The organism is Streptomyces sp. 147326 (assembly GCF_045000215.1).
Lineage (GTDB): Bacteria > Actinomycetota > Actinomycetes > Streptomycetales > Streptomycetaceae > Streptomyces.
Genome location: NZ_CP134201.1, coordinates 3,680,774 through 3,697,900 on the forward strand (window position 1 = coordinate 3,680,774; position 17,127 = coordinate 3,697,900).

The window sequence follows — 17,127 nt, forward strand, 5'->3', positions numbered from 1 at the left end:
GAGTTTCCGCATCGCTTTGTGACCGCTTGTGACAGGTATTTGCCGCTTGTGGCGGTAAACGAACCGCCCCGGCAGCACAGAGAGTGCTGCCGGGGCGGTTTCGTTGCAGAACAGCAGGCGCAGATTAACGCTTGCTGTACTGCGGAGCCTTACGGGCCTTCTTGAGACCGGCCTTCTTGCGCTCGACCGCACGGTCGTCGCGGGAGAGGAAGCCGGCCTTCTTCAGCGCCGGGCGGTTGTTGTCCACGTCCGCCTCGTTCAGCGCACGGGCCACACCGAGGCGCAGGGCACCGGCCTGGCCGGAGACGCCGCCACCCGAGATGCGGGCGATGACGTCGTAGCGGTTGTCGAGCTCGAGCAGCTTGAACGGCTCGTTGACTTCCTGCTGGTGCACCTTGTTGGGGAAGTAGTCCTCAAGGGTGCGACCGTTGATCTTCCACTTGCCGGTGCCCGGAACGATCCGGACGCGGGCGATGGCGTTCTTGCGACGGCCCAGGCCGGCGGCCGGCTGGGGGTCGCCGAAGCGACCGGCAAGGGACTCGGAGGTGTAGTCGCCCTCGACTACGGCCTCGGACTCGCTGGTGTACTCCTCGACGTTGCCCTCGAACTCTTCGACGGTCGTCTCGGCGGTGGTCTCGGCCACGATGCTCCTCAGAATTTTCTACGTCTTAGGGGGTGGCCGGAACTACTGCGCGACCTGGGTGATCTCGAACGGCACCGGCTGCTGGGCAGCGTGGGGGTGCTGGTCGCCCGAGTAGACCTTCAGCTTCGAGAGCATCTGACGGCCCAGGGTGTTCTTGGGGAGCATGCCCTTGATGGCCTTCTCGACGGCCTTCTCCGGGTTGTTCGCCAGGAGGTCGTCGTAGCGCACCGAACGGAGACCGCCCGGGTAACCGGAGTGGCGGTACGCCATCTTCTGGGTCGCCTTGTTGCCGGACAGGTGAACCTTGTCGGCGTTGACGATGATGACGAAGTCGCCCATGTCCATGTGGGGGGCGTAAGTCGGCTTGTGCTTACCCCGCAGGAGGGCAGCGGCCTGGGTCGCCAGACGGCCGAGGACAACGTCCTGGGCGTCGATGACGAGCCACTGGCGCGAGATGTCGCCGGGCTTGGGGCTGAACGTACGCACGCGTATGCCTTCGCTTCTTCAGTGGTGGTATCCCAAGGGCGCAAGCCCCACGGGAAGGTCCTGACAGGGTCACCACGGACGATCACGACAGCCCTCGTTCACATCGGGGACGCAACCCGTGTGAACCGCTGGTCATCGGTCCGGTGGACCGGCGCAAGGCCCTTTCACGTGAGAATGAGAAAGCCAATACGCATAACAAACCAGCAGGATACCCAAGCAGACCCGTACGGGTCAAAACGCGGTCCGCGATGCCGATTCTGCTGGCGTCGCGGCGCACTCCGGTTCGGTCCTGGGTGGGGACCCCGCAGTTGTTACGGGTCCCAGAGTAACCCGGCCGGAGCGCAGTGCACGACGCGCCAGCACCATCGCGAGCCCGCACAGGGTGGCGCAGTCCTTGAAGGCGCGCCGCTTGTGGGCCAGCTCCGAGGGCCACGGGACCAGGGCCACCTGGGGCGTCAGCGCCAGCCAGAACCAGGGCGAGCGCGGCATCGAGCCCGGCCGCACCGCCGAGGCGAGCAGCAGCGGAAGCACCACCAGAAGGTAGTGGTCGAAGGACGGCCGCGACACGAGGAATGCGGCGAGCATCACCATGCAGGCGGTCTCCACCAGGCGCAGTTCCCCCCGGTCGGTCTGGTCCTGCCGGCGCCAGCGCACCCAGGCCGCCCACAGACCGCCCCCGGCCCCCGCGAACGCGAGCAGCACCGCCAGCGGCTCCGGCACCCCCAGCCGCGGCAGCACCGCGATCGGCGAGGCGTCCCAGGGGAGGGCGTACGCGTCCTGCCCCTGGAGCAGGAAGGGCAGGGTCTTGGTGAAGAACAGCGTCGGGCTCGGCATCATCAGCGCGCCGGCCAGCGAGAGCCCCAGCGGCACCAGCACGGCCGCGGCCAGTCCCCGCCACTGCCGGGCGAGCAGGAACAGCAGCCCGATCGGCACCAGCATCGGCTTGCAGGCGATCGCCAGCCCGACCACCAGCCCGGCCGCCGCCCACGACCGCCGGTGGGCCAGCAGCAGCGCCACCGGCAGCGCGGCCGCCGAGATGGCGGTCCAGTTGCCGATCAGCACGAGGTTCACGTAGGGCTTGTAGGCGAGGGCGAACACCGCGAAACCGCCGACCGCGAAGCGCGAGCGCCACGGCACCGAGAACATCCGCAGCGCGGCCAGCCAGCCCGCGCCCAGCAGCCCCGACATCCCGGCCGGAAGCACCCACTGCAGCAGCGTGCGCGGCAGCAGCGCCTCCGGAACCGCCATGATCACGGCGCTGGGGAGGTAGAGGAAGCGCTTGTCCTCGTACGGGGACCCGCCCGCGAGCAGCGTCTGCGCGGCCTTGACCACGAAGGAGTTGTCCGACCCCCAGTTCGCGCGCAGGCTCGTGGAGACGCAGACCCCGAGGAGCACCGCGAGGGAGAGCACCTGCCAGGTCCGGGAGGCCGGCCGCAGCAGCCAGTCGATCAGCCGGCTCCCCGAGGTCCCGTTGCCCGGGGACCGTTCCCCGGGGGCGCCGTCCCCCGGGGCCTGGGTTCGGGCGGTCTGGTTCTCCCACTTCATCAGCCAGATGCTAGGCCGCAGCCCCACGACGCCTGCCCCTCACTCATCCGAGGGGGTGACGATCTCCCCCTAGCGCTTGCGTTCGACTCTACGTTCGTCCCAGACGGGTTCCTGAGTCTCCCGCACAACACCGTCAGAACCGAAGACCAGGTAACGGTCAAATGTGCGCGCGAACCACCGGTCGTGCGTGACACACAGCACAGTCCCCTCGTACGCCTCCAGGCCGTCCTGGAGCGCCTCCGCGGACTCCAGGTCCAGGTTGTCCGTCGGCTCGTCCAGCAGCAGCGCCGTGGTCCCCGCCAGCTCCAGCAGCAGGATCTGGAAGCGCGCCTGCTGCCCGCCCGAGAGCTTCTCGAACGGCTGGTCTCCCTGGCGCTCCAGCTCGTACCGGCGTAGGGCGCCCATCGCCTGCCCCAGGGGCTTCGCCGCCTCCGTCCACAGGATGTCGACGAGGGTCCGCCCGAAGAGCTCAGGGTGGGCGTGGGTCTGTGCGAAGTGGCCGGGAACCACGCGCGCGCCCAGCTTCCACGTGCCCGTGTGCTTGACGTCCTCGCCCGCCATCAGGCGAAGGAAGTGCGACTTGCCCGAGCCGTTCGAGCCGAGGACCGCGACCCGCTCCCCGTAGAAGACCTCCAGGGAGAAGGGCTTCATCAGGCCGGTCAGTTCCAGGTTCTCCACGGTCAGGGCGCGCACGCCCGTACGCCCGCCCTTGAGCCGCATCCGGATGTCCTGCTCCCGCGGCGGCTCCGGCGGCGGGCCGGCCTCCTCGAACTTCTGGAAGCGGGTCTGCATCGCCCGGTACCGCGAGGCCATGTCGGGGCTGCTCGCGGCCTGGTTGCGCAGCCGCAGCACCAGGGCCTTCAGCCGGGCGTGCTCCTCGTCCCAGCGCCGCTTGAGCTCCTCGAAGCGCGCGAAGCGCTCCTTGCGGGCGTCGTGGTACGTGTCGAAGCCCGCGCCGTGCACCCAGACGTCGGAACCCATCGGGCTCGCCTCCAGGCTGATGATCTTCTCGGCGGCCCGGGTCAGCAGCTCCCGGTCGTGGGAGACGAAGAGGACCGTCTTGCGGGTCGCCTTGAGCTGGTCCTCCAGCCACCGCTTGCCGGGGACGTCCAGGTAGTTGTCCGGCTCGTCGAGCAGCAGCACCTCGTCCGGCCCGCGCAGCAGCGCCTCCAGCACGAGCCGCTTCTGCTCACCGCCCGAGAGCGTGCGGACCTCGCGGAACTGCGCCGAGTCGTACGGGATGGCCAGCGCGGCCATGGTGCAGACGTCCCACAGGGTCTCCGCCTCGTAGCCCTGGACGTCGGCCCAGTCGCTGAGCGCCTGCGCGTACGCCATCTGCGCGGCCTCGTCGTCGACCGTGAGGATCAGCTGCTCGGCCCGGTCCACGGCCCGCGCGGCCTCCCGGATGCGCGGCTGGGAGACCGAGACCAGCAGGTCGCGCACGGTCGTCTCGTCCCGGACCGAGCCCACGAACTGCGACATCACGCCGAGCCCGCCGCTGACGGTGACCGCTCCGCCGTGCGGCTGCAGCTCGCCGGAGATCATCTTCAGCAGGGTGGTCTTGCCGGCCCCGTTCGCCCCCACGAGGGCGACCACCGACCCCTCCCCCACCCGGAAGGAGACGTCGGGGAGCAGGACCCGCCCGTCGGGAAGGTAGTACTCCAGGTGGCTGGCTTCGAGATGTCCCATGCCGCGCATTGTCCAGGTCCGGCCGCGATCCGCCCAAACGGATAACCGGACCCGAGACCCGGCCGGCTGCGGTCAGCAGCAGCCGGCGCCCGGCAGGGTCCGCACGTTGCGCGCTTCCTTGCTGCGGGCGGCCAGCAGCTCGTCCGCCGGGTAGCCGACCTCTTCCAGGGTCAGCCCGTGCGGCTTCACGACGTGCACCGAGGAGTCCCGTACGGCGGCGCGCAGGACCTTGCCCGGCCAGTCGGTGGGCCGGTGCCCGTCGCCGACGTGCAGCAGGGCGCCCACCAGCGAGCGGACCATGTTGTGGCAGAAGGCGTCGGCGCGGACGGTCGCGGTGACGATCCCGTCCTCGGCGCGCTCCCAGCTGAGCTGCTGGAGCGTCCGGATGGTCGTGGCGCCCTCGCGCTTCTTGCAGTACGCGGCGAAGTCGTGCTCGCCGAGCAGCGCGGCGGCGGCCTCGTTCATGGCGTCCACGTCGAGGGGCCACTGGTGCCACAGCACGTGGCCGCGGCGCAGCGGGTCGACGCCGCCCTGGTGGTCGCCCACGCGGTAGGCGTAGCGGCGCCAGATGGCCGAGAAGCGCGCGTTGAAGCCCTCGGGGGCCTCGGCGACCTTCCACACCCGTACGTCGTGCGGCAGCCGGCCCGCGAGGCGGCGCAGCAGCTTGTCGTGGTGCTCGGCCCACACCTCCTCGGCGAGGTCGAACTGTGCCACCTGCCCGCGGGCGTGCACGCCCGCGTCGGTACGCCCGGCCACGGTCAGCTCGACCGGCTCGGACAGCCGCATCACGGTCTGCAGGGCCGACTCCAGCTCGCCCTGGACGGTGCGCAGCACGCGCTGCTTCGCCCAGCCGGAGAAGTCCTTGCCGTCGTAGCTCAGGTCCAGCCGCACCCGGACGTGCCCGGGCTCCACCTCGTCACTCACGTGACAGATCCTCTCAGAGTCACCGAAATGCAGAACGGGCCCGCCCCGGGAAGGGGCGGGCCCGTTCAGAGCCGATCAAGCAAGCGTGATCCCGGGGGATCAGGCCTCCTTGGTCTCCTCGGCGGGGGTCTCGGTGGCCTCGGCCTTGGCCTCCGCCTCCTTCACCGCGCGCTTGGTGGCGGCCTCGGCCTCACCAGTGGCCTGCTGGGCGACCGTGAGGGCCTCGACCAGCTCGATCACGGCCATCGGGGCGTTGTCGCCACGACGGTTGCCGATCTTGGTGATGCGCGTGTAACCACCGGGGCGGTTCTCGTAGCGCGGGGCGATCTCGGTGAACAGCGTGTGCACGATGCTCTTGTCCGTGATCGTCTGCAGCACCAGGCGACGGTTGTGGATGTCGCCCTTCTTGGCCTTGGTGACCAGACGCTCGGCGTAGGGACGCAGGCGACGGGCCTTGGCCTCGGTGGTGGTGATGCGGCCGTGCTCGAAGAGCGCCTTCGCGAGGTTCGCGAGGAGGTGCTTCTCGTGCGCGGCGGAACCGCCCAGGCGGGCACCCTTTGCGGGACGCGGCATGGTGTTACTCCTTCATATCTGCACCGGCCGTGTCAGGTACCGGTGTCAGTTCCCCCGAGGCGGATGCCGCGGGAAAGATCTACGGGTGCTGCTTAGTACTGCTCGGTCTCGACGAAGCCGGCGTCGGCGTCGTCGTCCGCGCCGAACGCGTCGGCGGCGGCGGTCGGGTCGAATCCGGGCGGGCTGTCCTTGAGGGCCAGGCCCATGCCGGCCAGCTTCGCCTTGACCTCGTCGATCGACTTCGCACCGAAGTTGCGGATGTCGAGCAGGTCCGCCTCGGAGCGGGCGACGAGCTCACCCACGGAGTGGATGCCCTCGCGCTTGAGGCAGTTGTACGACCGAACGGTGAGCTCGAGCTCCTCGATCGGCAGCGCCAGGTCGGCGGCCAGGGCGGCGTCCGTCGGGGACGGGCCCATGTCGATGCCCTCGGCGTCGATGTTGAGCTCGCGCGCCAGACCGAACAGCTCGACCAGGGTCTTACCGGCGGACGCCATGGCGTCACGCGGGCGCATGGCCTGCTTGGTCTCGACGTCGACGATCAGCTTGTCGAAGTCGGTGCGCTGCTCGACTCGGGTCGCCTCGACCTTGTAGGTGACCTTGAGGACCGGGCTGTAGATGGAGTCGATCGGGATGCGACCGATCTCCTGGCCCAGCTGCTTGTTCTGGACGGCGGAGACGTAGCCGCGACCGCGCTCGACGGTCAGCTCCATCTCCAGCTTGCCCTTGCCGTTGAGCGTGGCGAGGACCAGGTCCGGGTTGTGCACCTCGACACCGGCCGGGGGCGCGATGTCAGCAGCGGTGACCAGGCCGGGACCCTGCTTGCGCAGGTACATCACGACCGGCTCGTCGTGCTCCGAGGAGACGACCAGCTGCTTGATGTTGAGGATGATGTCGGTGACGTCTTCCTTGACGCCCGGCACGGTGGTGAACTCGTGCAGGACGCCGTCCACGCGGATGCTGGTGACAGCGGCACCCGGGATCGAGGACAGGAGCGTACGGCGCAGGGAGTTGCCGAGGGTGTAGCCGAAGCCCGGCTCCAGCGGCTCGATCACGAACCGCGAGCGGTACTCGTCGACGACCTCTTCGGTCAGCGAAGGACGCTGAGCGATAAGCATGTCTGTGTTCCTTCATTCGTGGACGCCCACTATTTGACGCCCGACGGGATGCCGTACCGAGGTACGGCTACTGCAAGGGTACGGGCGGCACGGCCCCCGAAGGGGTCGTACCGCCCGGACACTCAAGAACGCACAGGTGCGTCCGCTGCGTCAGACGCGGCGGCGCTTCGGCGGGCGGCAGCCGTTGTGCGGGGTGGGGGTGACGTCCTGGATCGAGCCGACCTCGAGGCCGGTGGCCTGGAGGGAGCGGATCGCGGTCTCGCGGCCGGAGCCCGGACCCTTGACGAAGACGTCAACCTTGCGCATGCCGTGCTCCTGCGCGCGGCGGGCGGCCGACTCGGCGGCCATCTGCGCGGCGAAGGGGGTGGACTTGCGCGAGCCCTTGAAGCCGACGTGGCCGGCGGAGGCCCAGGAGATCACGTTGCCCGAGGGGTCGGTGATCGAAACGATGGTGTTGTTGAACGTGCTCTTGATGTGGGCGTGCCCGTGAGCGACGTTCTTCTTTTCCTTGCGGCGCACCTTCTTGGCAGCGCCCTGACGACCCTTGGGGGGCATCTAAATCTCCTACGGGAGGTGGTCGGTCCTACAGCGCAAGACCGCTGAACAGGACTACTTCTTGCCCGGCTTCTTCTTACCGGCGATCGCGCGACGCGGGCCCTTGCGGGTACGCGCGTTCGTGCTGGTGCGCTGACCGTGCACCGGGAGGCCGCGACGGTGGCGGATGCCCTGGTAGCACTGGATCTCGACCTTGCGGCGGATGTCGGCCTGGATCTCGCGGCGGAGGTCACCCTCGGTGCGGAGGTTGGCGTCCACGTACTCGCGGATCTTGACCAGGTCCTCTTCGGCCAGGTCACGAACGCGGGTGTTCGGGTTCACACCGGTGGCCGCAAGGATCTCCTTGGACCGGGTGCGACCGACACCGAAGACGTAGGTGAGTGCGATCTCCACACGCTTTTCGCGCGGGATGTCAACACCGGAAACGCGTGCCATTCAATGGCTCCTGTGTGTTCGGGGGTCTTCCGCAGAATCAGCCCCGACCGCCGACCACACCTGAATGGGTGGTGGTACGTCCGGGTCCCCGGCCCCCGCCGGAGGTGCCGCCGGCCCCTTGCGGGGCTGGGCGGATTCTGCGTATGTACGTTTTCTTACGTCGCGCGAAGAACTGCGTTAAGGCAGGTCGGTCGGCGTGCGTCAGCCCTGGCGCTGCTTGTGGCGCAGGTTGTCGCAGATGACCATGACCCGGCCGTGACGGCGGATCACCTTGCACTTGTCGCAGATCTTCTTGACGCTCGGCTTGACCTTCATGTTGGTGAGGTTCTCCGGGTCAGTGCCACCACCCGCACCGGGACAAGACGCCCAGGCAGGAGTGAGGACAAGATCTACTTGTATCGGTAGACGATCCGGCCACGCGTCAGGTCGTACGGAGACAGCTCCACGACGACCCGGTCATCCGGGAGGATGCGGATGTAGTGCATGCGCATCTTGCCGCTGATGTGCGCGAGGACCTTGTGACCGTTCTGCAGTTCCACCTTGAACATCGCGTTCGGGAGGGACTCGATCACGGTGCCCTCGATTTCGATGGCACCTTGCTTCTTGGCCACGCTTCGCCCTTCGAATCGGCTACCTTGATCGGCTCGGTGCGCCATGCAGGCATGGAAGTGCACGAGAGCCGACGAGTTAGTCTACGTCAGGGCACCCAGAAAGACGAATCCGGAAAGTTTGCCCCAGAGTGTAGATCATTACGCCAGCGGGTCCGGAGCCGTGGTGACCCCGTATTCCGCCAGTTTCGCCTTGCCGCAGTCCGGGCTGGTCAGAACGATCGGACCGGCCTCCGTCAGGGCGATGGAGTGCTCCCAGTGCGAGGACCAGGTGCCGTCCGTGGTGATGACGGTCCAGTCGTCCGCCAGGACCTCCGTCTGGGCGGTGCCCAGGGAGACCATCGGCTCGATCGCCAGGCAGAGGCCCGGGACCAGCTTGATGCCCTTGCCCCGCTTGCGCGAGACGTAGTTCAGCAGGTGGGGGTCCATGTGCATCTCGGACCCGATGCCGTGGCCGCCGTAGTCCTCGATGATCCCGAACTTGCCGAGGCTGTGGTCACCGGTGGCGGGACGCGGCTGGCGCTTGATGTACGTCTCGATCGCCTTGGAGATGTCCACGAGGCGGTTGCCGAGCTTCATGGCGGCGATACCGGCCCACATGGACTCCTCGGTCACCCGGGAGAGCTCCAGGAGCTCAGGGGCGTGCCCAGTGCCCACGAAGGCGGTGTACGCGGCGTCGCCGTGCCAGCCGTCGACGATGGCGCCGGCGTCGATCGAGATGATGTCGCCGTCCTTGAGGACCGTCTGGTCGTCCGGGATGCCGTGGACGACGACCTCGTTCACCGAGGTGCAGATCGTCGCGGGGAAGCCGCCGTAGCCGAGGAAGTTCGACTTGGCGCCGGCGTCCGCGATCACCTTGCGGGCCACCATGTCCAGATCACGCGTCGTGGCGCCCGGAACGGCCGCCTCACGGGTCGCCGCGTGGATCGCGGCGACGACCAGCCCCGCCTCGCGCATCTTCGCGATCTGCTCGGGGGTCTTGATCTGGACCATGAAAAACGCCTTCCAGCCTCGGTACGAGTCTTCTCAACAGTACGGCCGCGATGTCCTGGGGACACCGCGGCCGTTCTTGCACTACGGGGGCACTACTTCTTGAGGGCGTCCATCGCGCGCTTCGTGACGTCCGCGACCTCACCGAGGGCCGGGATGGTCACCAGCAGGCCCTGGGCCTTGTAGTAGTCGATGATCGGCTCGGTCTGCGTGTGGTAGACCTCCAGCCGGTTGCGGACCGTGGCCTCGGAGTCGTCACCGCGCTGGTACAGCTCGCCGCCGCAGGTGTCGCACACGCCCTCGGCCTTCGGCGGGGCGTACGTGACGTGGAAGACGTGCGAAGAGTCGTTGCGGCAGATCCGGCGACCGGCGATCCGCTTGACGACCTCGTCCTCCTCGACCTCCAGGTCGAGGACGGCGTCGAGCTTCATGCCCTCCGCCTGGAGCATCACGTCGAGGGCCTCGGCCTGCGAGACGTTGCGCGGGAAACCGTCGAGCAGGAAGCCGCCCACGGCGTCCGGCTGCTCCATCCGGTCCTTCGCCATGCCGATGGTCACCTCGTCGGGGACCAGGTCGCCGGCGTCCATGTACGCCTTCGCCTGCTTGCCCAGCTCGGTGCCCTGGCTGATGTTGGCCCGGAACAGGTCGCCCGTGGAGATGTGCGGGATCGACAGGTTCTTGGCAAGGAACGCGGCCTGCGTTCCCTTGCCCGCACCGGGCGGTCCGACGAGGACGATTCGCATCAGCGGAGGAACCCTTCGTAATTACGCTGCTGGAGCTGGCTCTCGATCTGCTTCACGGTTTCCAGACCCACACCCACGATGATCAGGATGCTCGTCCCGCCGAACGGGAAGTTCTGGTTCGCTCCGAAGCCGGCCAACGCCATCGTCGGCACAAGAGCGATGAGACCCAGGTACAGCGACCCCGGCCAGGTGATCCGGTTGAGCACGTAGCTCAGGTACTCAGCGGTGGGTCGACCGGCACGAATACCCGGGATGAACCCACCATACTTCTTCATGTTGTCTGCAACTTCCTCGGGGTTGAACGAGATCGCCACGTAGAAGAACGCGAAGAAGACGATCAGGAGGAAGTAGACCGCGATGTAGTACGGGTGGTCGCCCTTGACGAAGTGCTTCTGGATCCAGGTGGCCCAGCCCGCGGTGGACCCGCTGAACTGCACGACCAGCGCCGGGATGTAGAGCAGCGACGAGGCGAAGATGACGGGGATGATGCCCGCCTGGTTCACCTTGAGCGGGATGTAGGTCGAGGTACCGCCGTAGGCACGGCGGCCGATCATGCGCTTCGCGTACTGGACCGGGATCCGGCGCTGCGCCTGTTCGACGAAGACCACCAGGCCGACCATCGCGAGGCCGACCAGCATGACGACACCGAATTCGACCCAGCCGTCGGCGATCTTGCCCTGGAGCTTGATCTGCCACAGCGCGCCGATGAAGCCGGCGGCGATCGAGATGAACATGAGGATCGACATGCCGTTGCCGATGCCGCGGTCGGTGATGAGCTCACCGAGCCACATGACGACGCAGGTGCCGGCGGTCATGGTGACCACCATGACGATCGTGGTGAAGATCGACCGGTCCGGGACGATCTCGCGACCGACCGGGCAGCTCCCGAAAAGGGCACCGGTGCGGGCGGTGGCGACAAGGCCGGTGCCCTGCAGGATCGCAAGGGCGACCGTCAAATAGCGCGTGTACTGAGTGATCTTCGCCGTGCCGGACTGTCCCTCTTTTTTGAGGGTCTCCAGCTTCGGGATGACCACGGTCAGCAGCTGCAGGATGATGCTCGCCGTGATGTACGGCATGATGCCGAGCGCAAAGATCGTGATCTGCAGCAGCGCGCCGCCGCTGAACATGTTGACGAGGCCGAACAGCCCATTGCTGTTGCCCGCCTGTTCGACGCAGATCTGTACGTTCTTATAGCTCACGCCGGGTACCGGGATGTGGGACCCGAGCCGGAACAGCACGATGATGCCGAGCGTGAAGAGCAGCTTCTTGCGCAGGTCGGGCGTCTTGAACGCCCGGGCGAACGCGGTGAGCACGGTGCCTCCTGCGACCCCCGCGCTACTGCGTCAGAGGTGACGGTCTGAGGGATCGACGTATACGACAAAGCAAAGGTGCACGCCACCTTACCGGCGAGTGTGCCTTCCGTGGAACGACCAACCGGGGATGCCCCATATGTGAGGCATCCCCGGTCGGGTTTCGAGCTATTCAGCCACTGAAATCGTCTTAGACGAGCTCGGTGACGGTGCCGCCGGCAGCGGCAATCTTCTCCTTGGCGGAGGCGGAGACGGCGTCAACCGAAACCTGCAGCGCCACGGAGAGCTCGCCCTGGCCCAGGACCTTGACGAGGCTGTTCTTGCGAACCGCGCCCTTGGCGACCAGGTCGGCCACCGTGACTTCTCCACCCTCGGGGTAGAGAGCGCCGAGCTTGTCCAGGTTCACGACCTGGAACTCGGTGCGGAACGGGTTCTTGAAGCCCTTGAGCTTCGGCAGGCGCATGTGGAGGGGCATCTGCCCGCCCTCGAAGCGCTGCGGGATCTGGTAACGGGCCTTCTGGCCCTTCGTACCACGACCGGCCGTCTTACCCTTCGACGCCTCACCACGACCGACACGGGTCTTCGCGGTCTTGGCGCCGGGGGCGGGACGGAGGTTGTGGGCCTTCAGCGGGCTGTTCTCAGCCATGATTAGTCAACCTCCTCAACCGTCACGAGGTGGCGGACGGTGTGAACCATTCCGCGGAACTCGGGGCGGTCCTCCTTGACGACGACGTCGTTCAGGCGCTTGAGCCCGAGCGAACGCAGCGTGTCGCGGTGGTTCTGCTTGCTGCCGATGTACGACTTCGTCTGCGTGATCTTGAGGCGGGCCATTACGCAGCACCCGCCCCGGCACGCGCACGGAGCAGAGCCGCGGGAGCGACGTCCTCGAGGGGCAGACCACGGCGAGCCGCGATCTCCTCGGGACGCTGCAGACCCTTGAGCGCTGCCACGGTCGCGTGCACGATGTTGATCGCGTTCGACGAGCCGAGCGACTTCGACAGGATGTCGTGAACGCCGGCGCACTCCAGAACGGCGCGCACCGGGCCACCGGCGATAACACCGGTACCGGGGGAAGCCGGCTTCAGGAGCACGACGCCCGCGGCACGCTCGCCCGTGATCGGGTGAGGGATGGTGCCCTGGATGCGCGGAACCTTGAAGAAGTTCTTCTTGGCTTCCTCGACACCCTTGGCGATGGCCGCGGGAACTTCCTTGGCCTTGCCGTAACCGACACCTACAGTGCCGTCACCGTCGCCCACCACGACCAGCGCGGTGAAGCTGAAGCGGCGACCACCCTTGACAACCTTGGCGACGCGGTTGATCGCGACAACGCGCTCAACGTAAGCGGTCTTCTCGGCGGCAGGGCCACCGTCGCGACCCTTCCGGTCCCGCCGCTCGCCGCCACCGGCACCGCTTCCGCGGCGCTGGGGTCCAGCCATTGGATTACCTCTCTCTGTTACGTCCGTGAGTCCCGGAACCGGGGCTTAGAACTTCAGCCCGGCTTCGCGGGCGGCGTCAGCCAGAGCGGCAATGCGCCCGGCGTATCGGTTGCCACCGCGGTCGAACACGACGGTCTCGACACCCGCAGCCTTGGCACGCTCGGCGACGAGCGCGCCGACAGCCTGGGCCTGCGAGCTCTTGTCGCCTTCGCCACCGCGGATCGAAGCGTCCAGGGTCGACGCCGACGCCAGGGTGTGACCCTGGAGGTCGTCGATGACCTGAGCAACGATGTTGCGGTTGGAACGCGTCACGACGAGGCGCGGACGCTCCGCCGTACCCGAGACGTTCTTGCGGATGCGGATGTGGCGGCGAGCCTTGGCAGCGCGCTTGTACGCGTCGCCCTTGGCGATCTTCACACCGTATGCCATGGCTACTTACCAGCCTTTCCGACCTTGCGGCGGATGACTTCGCCGGCGTACTTGACACCCTTGGCCTTGTACGGGTCGGGCTTCCGCAGCTTGCGGATGTTGGCGGCGACCTCGCCGACCTTCTGCTTGTCGATGCCCTCGACCGAGAACTTGGTCGGCGACTCGACCTTGAAGGAGATGCCCTCGGGCGCCTCCACCAGGATCGGGTGGCTGTAACCCAGCTGGAACTCCAGGTTGGAGCCCTTCGCCAGGACACGGTAACCGACACCGCTGATCTCGAGAGCCTTGACGTATCCCGTGGTCACACCGGTGATCATGTTCGCCACCAGCGTGCGGGACAGGCCGTGCAGGGCCTTGTTCTGACGCTCGTCGTTCGGACGGGTGACGTTCAGAACGCCGTCCTCGCCCTTCTCGACGGCGATGGGAGCCTTAACGGTGTGGGAGAGGGAACCCTTGGGGCCCTTCACCGCGACCGTGCTGCCATCGATGGTGACGTCCACACCGGCGGGAACCTGGATGGGGAGCTTGCCGATTCGCGACATTGCTTTTCCTCCGTTCCCGACTACCAGACGTAGGCGAGGACTTCCCCACCTACGCCCTTCTTGCCTGCCTGCTGGCCGGTGAGGAGACCGTGGGACGTGGAGATGATCGCCACGCCCAGGCCGCCGAGCACCTTGGGCAGGTTGGTGGACTTCGCGTACACGCGCAGACCGGGCTTCGAGATCCGCTTGATGCCCGCAATGGAGCGCTCGCGGTTCGGCCCGAACTTCAGCTCGAGGACGAGGTTCTTGCCGACCTCGGCGTCCTCGACCTTCCAGCCGGTGATGAAACCCTCCTGCTTGAGGATCTCTGCGATGTGCGACTTGATCTTGCTGTGCGGCATCACGACGGTGTCGTGGTACGCCGAGTTAGCGTTACGCAGACGAGTGAGCATGTCTGCGATCGGGTCAGTCATGGTCATGAAGTGGCCTTCGGCCTCTCTCGCCGGGGTTTCCTGTATGCGCCATCCCTCTCCCCACTCAGTGGCGGGACGGGTGCGGTGCGGGGACCTACGGCGTAGTAAGTCGTTATGGGCGGCGGACGCCCAACCACACAAGCCTAAGGCATGCGCGGCTGGGCACCCACCGTCCAGATGCTTACCGAGAGTGCCTGGTAGCGCCCAAGTCCTTGCGGACGAGGGTGATTTACCAGGAGCTCTTGGTCACGCCCGGCAGCTCGCCACGGTGAGCCATCTCACGAAGGCAGACGCGGCACAGGCCGAACTTGCGGTACACGGAGTGGGGGCGACCGCAGCGCTGGCAGCGGGTGTACGCACGCACACCGAACTTGGGCTTGCGGGCAGCCTTCGCGATGAGAGCCTTCTTCGCCATCTCGCTTACGCCTCCTTGAAGGGGAAGCCGAGGTGACGAAGGAGGGCGCGGCCCTCGTCGTCGTTGGTCGCCGTGGTGACCACGGTGATGTCCATACCCCGGGTACGGTCGATCTTGTCCTGGTCGATCTCGTGGAACATGACCTGCTCCGTGAGACCGAAGGTGTAGTTGCCACGGCCGTCGAACTGCTTCGGCGACAGACCACGGAAGTCACGGATACGCGGCAGCGCGAGCGACAGCGTACGGTCCAGGAACTCCCACATGCGGTCACCACGGAGGGTGACGTGGCAGCCGATCGGCTGACCCTCGCGCAGCTTGAACTGCGCGATGGACTTCCGGGCCTTCGTGACGGCCGGCTTCTGACCGGTGATCGTCGTCAGGTCCTTGATGGCGCCGTCGATCAGCTTGGAGTCGCGGGCGGCGTCGCCCACACCCATGTTGACCACGATCTTCACGAGGCCGGGGATCTGCATGACGTTCTCGTAGGAGAACTCCTCACGCAGCTTGCCCGCGATGTCCTCGCGGTACTTCGTCTTGAGACGCGGAGTGGTAGCCATCAGATGTCCTCACCCGTCCGCTTGGCAACGCGGATCTTGTTGCCCTCGTCGTCGAAGCGGTAGCCGACGCGGGTGACGACCTTCTTGCCGTCCTTCTCCACAACCAGCTGAACGTTGCTGACGTGGACCGGGGCCTCGGTGATCACAATGCCACCGGCCTGGTTCTGCGCAGCCTTGGTGTGCTTCTTGACCCGGTTGACACCCTCGACGAGGACGCGGTTGTCAGCGGGGAAGGCAACGATGACCTTGCCCTGCTTGCCCTTGTCCTTACCGGTGATGACCTGAACCAGGTCGCCCTTCTTGATCTTCATGCTTACAGCACCTCCGGCGCGAGCGAGATGATCTTCATGAACTTCTTCTCGCGCAGCTCACGGCCCACCGGGCCGAAGATACGGGTGCCGCGAGGGTCGCCGTCGTTCTTCAGAATGACGGCGGCGTTCTCGTCAAAGCGGATGTACGAGCCGTCCTGGCGGCGACGCTCCTTGACGGTGCGAACGATGACCGCCTTGACGACGTCACCCTTCTTCACGTTGCCACCGGGGATCGCGTCCTTGACGGTGGCGACGATGACGTCACCGATGCCCGCGTAGCGGCGACCGGAACCACCGAGAACACGGATGCAAAGGATTTCCTTGGCACCAGTGTTGTCGGCGATACGCAGTCGCGACTCCTGCTGGATCACGTGTATCTCCTGTTTGTCTGCCGGTTCCCGGCGGGGGCTTCACTCCGAGGAGCGAGGCCCCCACCGAGCCTGGCGGAACGAATCCGGGGGAAACCCCCCGGACGAATTACTTGGCCTTCTCGAGGATCTCGACGATGCGCCAGCGCTTGCTCGCCGACAGCGGACGCGTCTCCATGATGAGGACGCGGTCGCCGACGCCGGCAGCGTTCTGCTCGTCGTGCGCCTTGAGCTTGTTCGTACGGCGGATGACCTTGCCGTACAGGGCGTGCTTCACGCGGTCCTCAACGGCGACGACGACGGTCTTGTCCATCTTGTCGCTGACGACCAGACCCTCACGGGTCTTGCGGAAACCGCGGTCGGTCTTGTTCTCAGTCACGTTGTTCTCGCTCATCAGGCGCTCTCCACCGTCTCGATACCGAGCTCACGCTCGTGCATCAGGGTGTAGATGCGAGCGATGTCCTTGCGGACGGACCTGAGCCGGCCGTTGTTCTCCAGCTGACCCGTGGCCGCCTGGAAGCGGAGCTTGAACAGCTCCTCCTTGGCCTCGCGCAGCTTGCCAACGAGCTCCTCGTTGCCGAGCTCACGCAGCTCGGACGCCTTGGTTCCCGTCGCCATCACGACTCACCTGCCTCGCGCCGAACAATCCGGCACTTCATCGGAAGCTTGTGAGCAGCGCGGGTGAGCGCCTCACGAGCAATCTTCTCGTTCGGGTAGGACAGCTCGAACATGACCCGGCCCGGGTGCACGTTGGCGATCCACCACTCGGGAGAACCCTTACCGGAACCCATGCGGGTTTCGGCCGGCTTCTTCGTCAGCGGGCGGTCCGGGTAGATGTTGATCCAGACCTTGCCGCCACGCTTGATGTGGCGGGTCATCGCAATACGAGCCGCCTCGATCTGGCGGTTCGTCACGTACGCCGGGGTCAGCGCCTGGATGCCGTACTCGCCGAACGTGACCTCAGTACCGCCCTTGGCCATACCGCTGCGCTTCGGGTGGTGCTGCTTGCGGTGCTTGACCCTACGAGGGATCAGCATGTC

At 66.7% G+C, this 17,127-nt stretch carries 27 protein-coding genes; all 27 read right to left on the reverse strand.

Features of this window, described 5'->3' with window-relative positions; genetic code table 11:
- Nucleotides 1–124 precede the first annotated feature (124 nt).
- The 27 genes from rpsI to rplP all read right to left on the reverse strand — a co-directional run bounded on the left by rpsI (nt 125) and on the right by rplP (nt 17,124).
- The gene (gene rpsI, locus RIU97_RS16250) at nt 125–643 is read right to left on the reverse strand and encodes a 30S ribosomal protein S9 (protein ID WP_361753580.1); all 519 of its coding nucleotides are present in this window, start codon (nt 641–643) and stop codon (nt 125–127) included.
- Nucleotides 644–685: 42 nt separating this feature from the next.
- Entirely contained in the window at nt 686–1,129 is a 444-nt protein-coding gene (rplM, locus tag RIU97_RS16255; RefSeq protein WP_073912858.1) for a 50S ribosomal protein L13, read from the reverse strand.
- Nucleotides 1,130–1,360: 231 nt separating this feature from the next.
- Nucleotides 1,361–2,674 (reverse strand): glycosyltransferase family 87 protein, encoded by a 1,314-nt coding sequence (locus tag RIU97_RS16260; protein WP_404957432.1) that lies wholly within the window; start codon nt 2,672–2,674, stop codon nt 1,361–1,363.
- A gap of 69 nt (nt 2,675–2,743) precedes the next feature.
- Nucleotides 2,744–4,372, reverse strand: a complete 1,629-nt coding sequence (locus RIU97_RS16265) for an ABC-F family ATP-binding cassette domain-containing protein (RefSeq protein ID WP_404957434.1) — start codon at nt 4,370–4,372, stop codon at nt 2,744–2,746.
- 63 nt (nt 4,373–4,435) lie between these two features.
- Nucleotides 4,436–5,287: a tRNA pseudouridine(38-40) synthase TruA gene (gene truA / locus RIU97_RS16270; protein WP_404957436.1), complete on the reverse strand. Its 852-nt coding sequence runs from the start codon at nt 5,285–5,287 to the stop codon at nt 4,436–4,438.
- A 99-nt stretch (nt 5,288–5,386) separates the two neighbouring features.
- The gene (rplQ, locus tag RIU97_RS16275; protein ID WP_319733898.1) at nt 5,387–5,860 is read right to left on the reverse strand and encodes a 50S ribosomal protein L17; all 474 of its coding nucleotides are present in this window, start codon (nt 5,858–5,860) and stop codon (nt 5,387–5,389) included.
- Between the two features lie 92 nt (nt 5,861–5,952).
- Nucleotides 5,953–6,975, reverse strand: coding sequence for a DNA-directed RNA polymerase subunit alpha (locus RIU97_RS16280; protein ID WP_008739666.1), 1,023 nt, complete (start codon nt 6,973–6,975; stop codon nt 5,953–5,955).
- Between the two features lie 150 nt (nt 6,976–7,125).
- Nucleotides 7,126–7,530 (reverse strand): 30S ribosomal protein S11, encoded by a 405-nt coding sequence (gene rpsK, locus RIU97_RS16285; RefSeq protein ID WP_003956432.1) that lies wholly within the window; start codon nt 7,528–7,530, stop codon nt 7,126–7,128.
- 54 nt (nt 7,531–7,584) lie between these two features.
- Nucleotides 7,585–7,965 carry a 30S ribosomal protein S13 gene (gene rpsM, locus RIU97_RS16290; RefSeq protein ID WP_150518306.1) on the reverse strand — a complete coding sequence of 127 codons (381 nt, stop codon included), beginning with the start codon at nt 7,963–7,965 and terminating at the stop codon, nt 7,585–7,587.
- A gap of 201 nt (nt 7,966–8,166) precedes the next feature.
- Complete coding sequence (gene rpmJ, locus RIU97_RS16295; protein WP_003956441.1) at nt 8,167–8,280, reverse strand: 50S ribosomal protein L36; 114 nt, start codon at nt 8,278–8,280, stop codon at nt 8,167–8,169.
- Nucleotides 8,281–8,354: 74 nt separating this feature from the next.
- Entirely contained in the window at nt 8,355–8,576 is a 222-nt protein-coding gene (gene infA, locus RIU97_RS16300; protein WP_003956442.1) for a translation initiation factor IF-1, read from the reverse strand.
- Between the two features lie 138 nt (nt 8,577–8,714).
- Nucleotides 8,715–9,566: a type I methionyl aminopeptidase gene (map, locus tag RIU97_RS16305; RefSeq protein WP_404957440.1), complete on the reverse strand. Its 852-nt coding sequence runs from the start codon at nt 9,564–9,566 to the stop codon at nt 8,715–8,717.
- Nucleotides 9,567–9,658: 92 nt separating this feature from the next.
- On the reverse strand, nt 9,659–10,306 hold the full coding sequence (locus RIU97_RS16310) for an adenylate kinase (protein ID WP_319725412.1): 648 nt from the start codon (nt 10,304–10,306) through the stop codon (nt 9,659–9,661).
- Nucleotides 10,306–11,619, reverse strand: coding sequence for a preprotein translocase subunit SecY (secY, locus tag RIU97_RS16315; protein WP_404957442.1), 1,314 nt, complete (start codon nt 11,617–11,619; stop codon nt 10,306–10,308). The genes RIU97_RS16310 and secY overlap by 1 nt, the downstream gene beginning before the upstream one ends.
- A 187-nt stretch (nt 11,620–11,806) precedes the next feature.
- Nucleotides 11,807–12,262, reverse strand: a complete 456-nt coding sequence (gene rplO / locus RIU97_RS16320; protein WP_008739693.1) for a 50S ribosomal protein L15 — start codon at nt 12,260–12,262, stop codon at nt 11,807–11,809.
- 2 nt (nt 12,263–12,264) lie between these two features.
- The gene (gene rpmD / locus RIU97_RS16325) at nt 12,265–12,447 is read right to left on the reverse strand and encodes a 50S ribosomal protein L30 (RefSeq protein WP_005313525.1); all 183 of its coding nucleotides are present in this window, start codon (nt 12,445–12,447) and stop codon (nt 12,265–12,267) included.
- Complete coding sequence (gene rpsE, locus RIU97_RS16330) at nt 12,447–13,052, reverse strand: 30S ribosomal protein S5 (protein ID WP_030298218.1); 606 nt, start codon at nt 13,050–13,052, stop codon at nt 12,447–12,449. Before rpsE ends, rpmD begins: the two co-directional genes overlap by 1 nt.
- 45 nt (nt 13,053–13,097) lie before the next feature.
- Complete coding sequence (rplR, locus tag RIU97_RS16335; protein WP_030008471.1) at nt 13,098–13,481, reverse strand: 50S ribosomal protein L18; 384 nt, start codon at nt 13,479–13,481, stop codon at nt 13,098–13,100.
- 2 nt (nt 13,482–13,483) lie between these two features.
- Nucleotides 13,484–14,023 (reverse strand): 50S ribosomal protein L6, encoded by a 540-nt coding sequence (rplF, locus tag RIU97_RS16340; RefSeq protein ID WP_404957446.1) that lies wholly within the window; start codon nt 14,021–14,023, stop codon nt 13,484–13,486.
- A gap of 20 nt (nt 14,024–14,043) precedes the next feature.
- On the reverse strand, nt 14,044–14,442 hold the full coding sequence (rpsH, locus tag RIU97_RS16345) for a 30S ribosomal protein S8 (protein WP_007265911.1): 399 nt from the start codon (nt 14,440–14,442) through the stop codon (nt 14,044–14,046).
- Between the two features lie 223 nt (nt 14,443–14,665).
- Nucleotides 14,666–14,851, reverse strand: a complete 186-nt coding sequence (locus tag RIU97_RS16350) for a type Z 30S ribosomal protein S14 (RefSeq protein ID WP_003956452.1) — start codon at nt 14,849–14,851, stop codon at nt 14,666–14,668.
- 5 nt (nt 14,852–14,856) lie between these two features.
- Nucleotides 14,857–15,408: a 50S ribosomal protein L5 gene (rplE, locus tag RIU97_RS16355; protein ID WP_030388859.1), complete on the reverse strand. Its 552-nt coding sequence runs from the start codon at nt 15,406–15,408 to the stop codon at nt 14,857–14,859.
- Entirely contained in the window at nt 15,408–15,719 is a 312-nt protein-coding gene (rplX, locus tag RIU97_RS16360) for a 50S ribosomal protein L24 (protein ID WP_030008468.1), read from the reverse strand. The genes rplE and rplX overlap by 1 nt, the downstream gene beginning before the upstream one ends.
- Nucleotides 15,720–15,721: 2 nt before the next feature.
- A complete protein-coding gene (rplN, locus tag RIU97_RS16365) occupies nt 15,722–16,090 on the reverse strand; it encodes a 50S ribosomal protein L14 (protein ID WP_008739701.1) in 369 nt (122 codons plus the stop codon).
- A gap of 106 nt (nt 16,091–16,196) precedes the next feature.
- Entirely contained in the window at nt 16,197–16,481 is a 285-nt protein-coding gene (rpsQ, locus tag RIU97_RS16370) for a 30S ribosomal protein S17 (RefSeq protein WP_355410230.1), read from the reverse strand.
- Nucleotides 16,481–16,705, reverse strand: a complete 225-nt coding sequence (gene rpmC, locus RIU97_RS16375; RefSeq protein ID WP_073912892.1) for a 50S ribosomal protein L29 — start codon at nt 16,703–16,705, stop codon at nt 16,481–16,483. Before rpmC ends, rpsQ begins: the two co-directional genes overlap by 1 nt.
- Complete coding sequence (gene rplP / locus RIU97_RS16380) at nt 16,705–17,124, reverse strand: 50S ribosomal protein L16 (RefSeq protein ID WP_008739704.1); 420 nt, start codon at nt 17,122–17,124, stop codon at nt 16,705–16,707. Before rplP ends, rpmC begins: the two co-directional genes overlap by 1 nt.
- Nucleotides 17,125–17,127 lie beyond the last annotated feature (3 nt).

Bases quoted from the DNA above. Each gene is read 5' to 3' on its own strand.
- RIU97_RS16280 (WP_008739666.1), bottom strand. From the start codon at position 6,975: ATGCTTATCGCTCAGCGTCCTTCGCTGACCGAAGAGGTCGTCGACGAG.
- rpsK (WP_003956432.1), bottom strand. From the start codon at position 7,530: ATGCCCCCCAAGGGTCGTCAGGGCGCTGCCAAGAAGGTGCGCCGCAAG.
- rpsE (WP_030298218.1), bottom strand. From the start codon at position 13,052: ATGGCTGGACCCCAGCGCCGCGGAAGCGGTGCCGGTGGCGGCGAGCGG.
- RIU97_RS16265 (WP_404957434.1), bottom strand. From the start codon at position 4,372: ATGCGCGGCATGGGACATCTCGAAGCCAGCCACCTGGAGTACTACCTT.
- rpmC (WP_073912892.1), bottom strand. From the start codon at position 16,705: ATGGCGACGGGAACCAAGGCGTCCGAGCTGCGTGAGCTCGGCAACGAG.
- rpmJ (WP_003956441.1), bottom strand. From the start codon at position 8,280: ATGAAGGTCAAGCCGAGCGTCAAGAAGATCTGCGACAAGTGCAAGGTG.
- rplE (WP_030388859.1), bottom strand. From the start codon at position 15,408: ATGGCTACCACTCCGCGTCTCAAGACGAAGTACCGCGAGGACATCGCG.
- rplF (WP_404957446.1), bottom strand. From the start codon at position 14,023: ATGTCGCGAATCGGCAAGCTCCCCATCCAGGTTCCCGCCGGTGTGGAC.
- RIU97_RS16260 (WP_404957432.1), bottom strand. From the start codon at position 2,674: ATGAAGTGGGAGAACCAGACCGCCCGAACCCAGGCCCCGGGGGACGGC.
- rplQ (WP_319733898.1), bottom strand. From the start codon at position 5,860: ATGCCGCGTCCCGCAAAGGGTGCCCGCCTGGGCGGTTCCGCCGCGCAC.
- rpsH (WP_007265911.1), bottom strand. From the start codon at position 14,442: ATGACCATGACTGACCCGATCGCAGACATGCTCACTCGTCTGCGTAAC.
- map (WP_404957440.1), bottom strand. From the start codon at position 9,566: ATGGTCCAGATCAAGACCCCCGAGCAGATCGCGAAGATGCGCGAGGCG.
- RIU97_RS16350 (WP_003956452.1), bottom strand. From the start codon at position 14,851: ATGGCGAAGAAGGCTCTCATCGCGAAGGCTGCCCGCAAGCCCAAGTTC.
- rpmD (WP_005313525.1), bottom strand. From the start codon at position 12,447: ATGGCCCGCCTCAAGATCACGCAGACGAAGTCGTACATCGGCAGCAAG.
- rpsM (WP_150518306.1), bottom strand. From the start codon at position 7,965: ATGGCACGCGTTTCCGGTGTTGACATCCCGCGCGAAAAGCGTGTGGAG.
- rplX (WP_030008468.1), bottom strand. From the start codon at position 15,719: ATGAAGATCAAGAAGGGCGACCTGGTTCAGGTCATCACCGGTAAGGAC.
- rplR (WP_030008471.1), bottom strand. From the start codon at position 13,481: ATGGCATACGGTGTGAAGATCGCCAAGGGCGACGCGTACAAGCGCGCT.
- rpsQ (WP_355410230.1), bottom strand. From the start codon at position 16,481: ATGAGCGAGAACAACGTGACTGAGAACAAGACCGACCGCGGTTTCCGC.
- rplO (WP_008739693.1), bottom strand. From the start codon at position 12,262: ATGGCTGAGAACAGCCCGCTGAAGGCCCACAACCTCCGTCCCGCCCCC.
- rplP (WP_008739704.1), bottom strand. From the start codon at position 17,124: ATGCTGATCCCTCGTAGGGTCAAGCACCGCAAGCAGCACCACCCGAAG.
- RIU97_RS16310 (WP_319725412.1), bottom strand. From the start codon at position 10,306: ATGCGAATCGTCCTCGTCGGACCGCCCGGTGCGGGCAAGGGAACGCAG.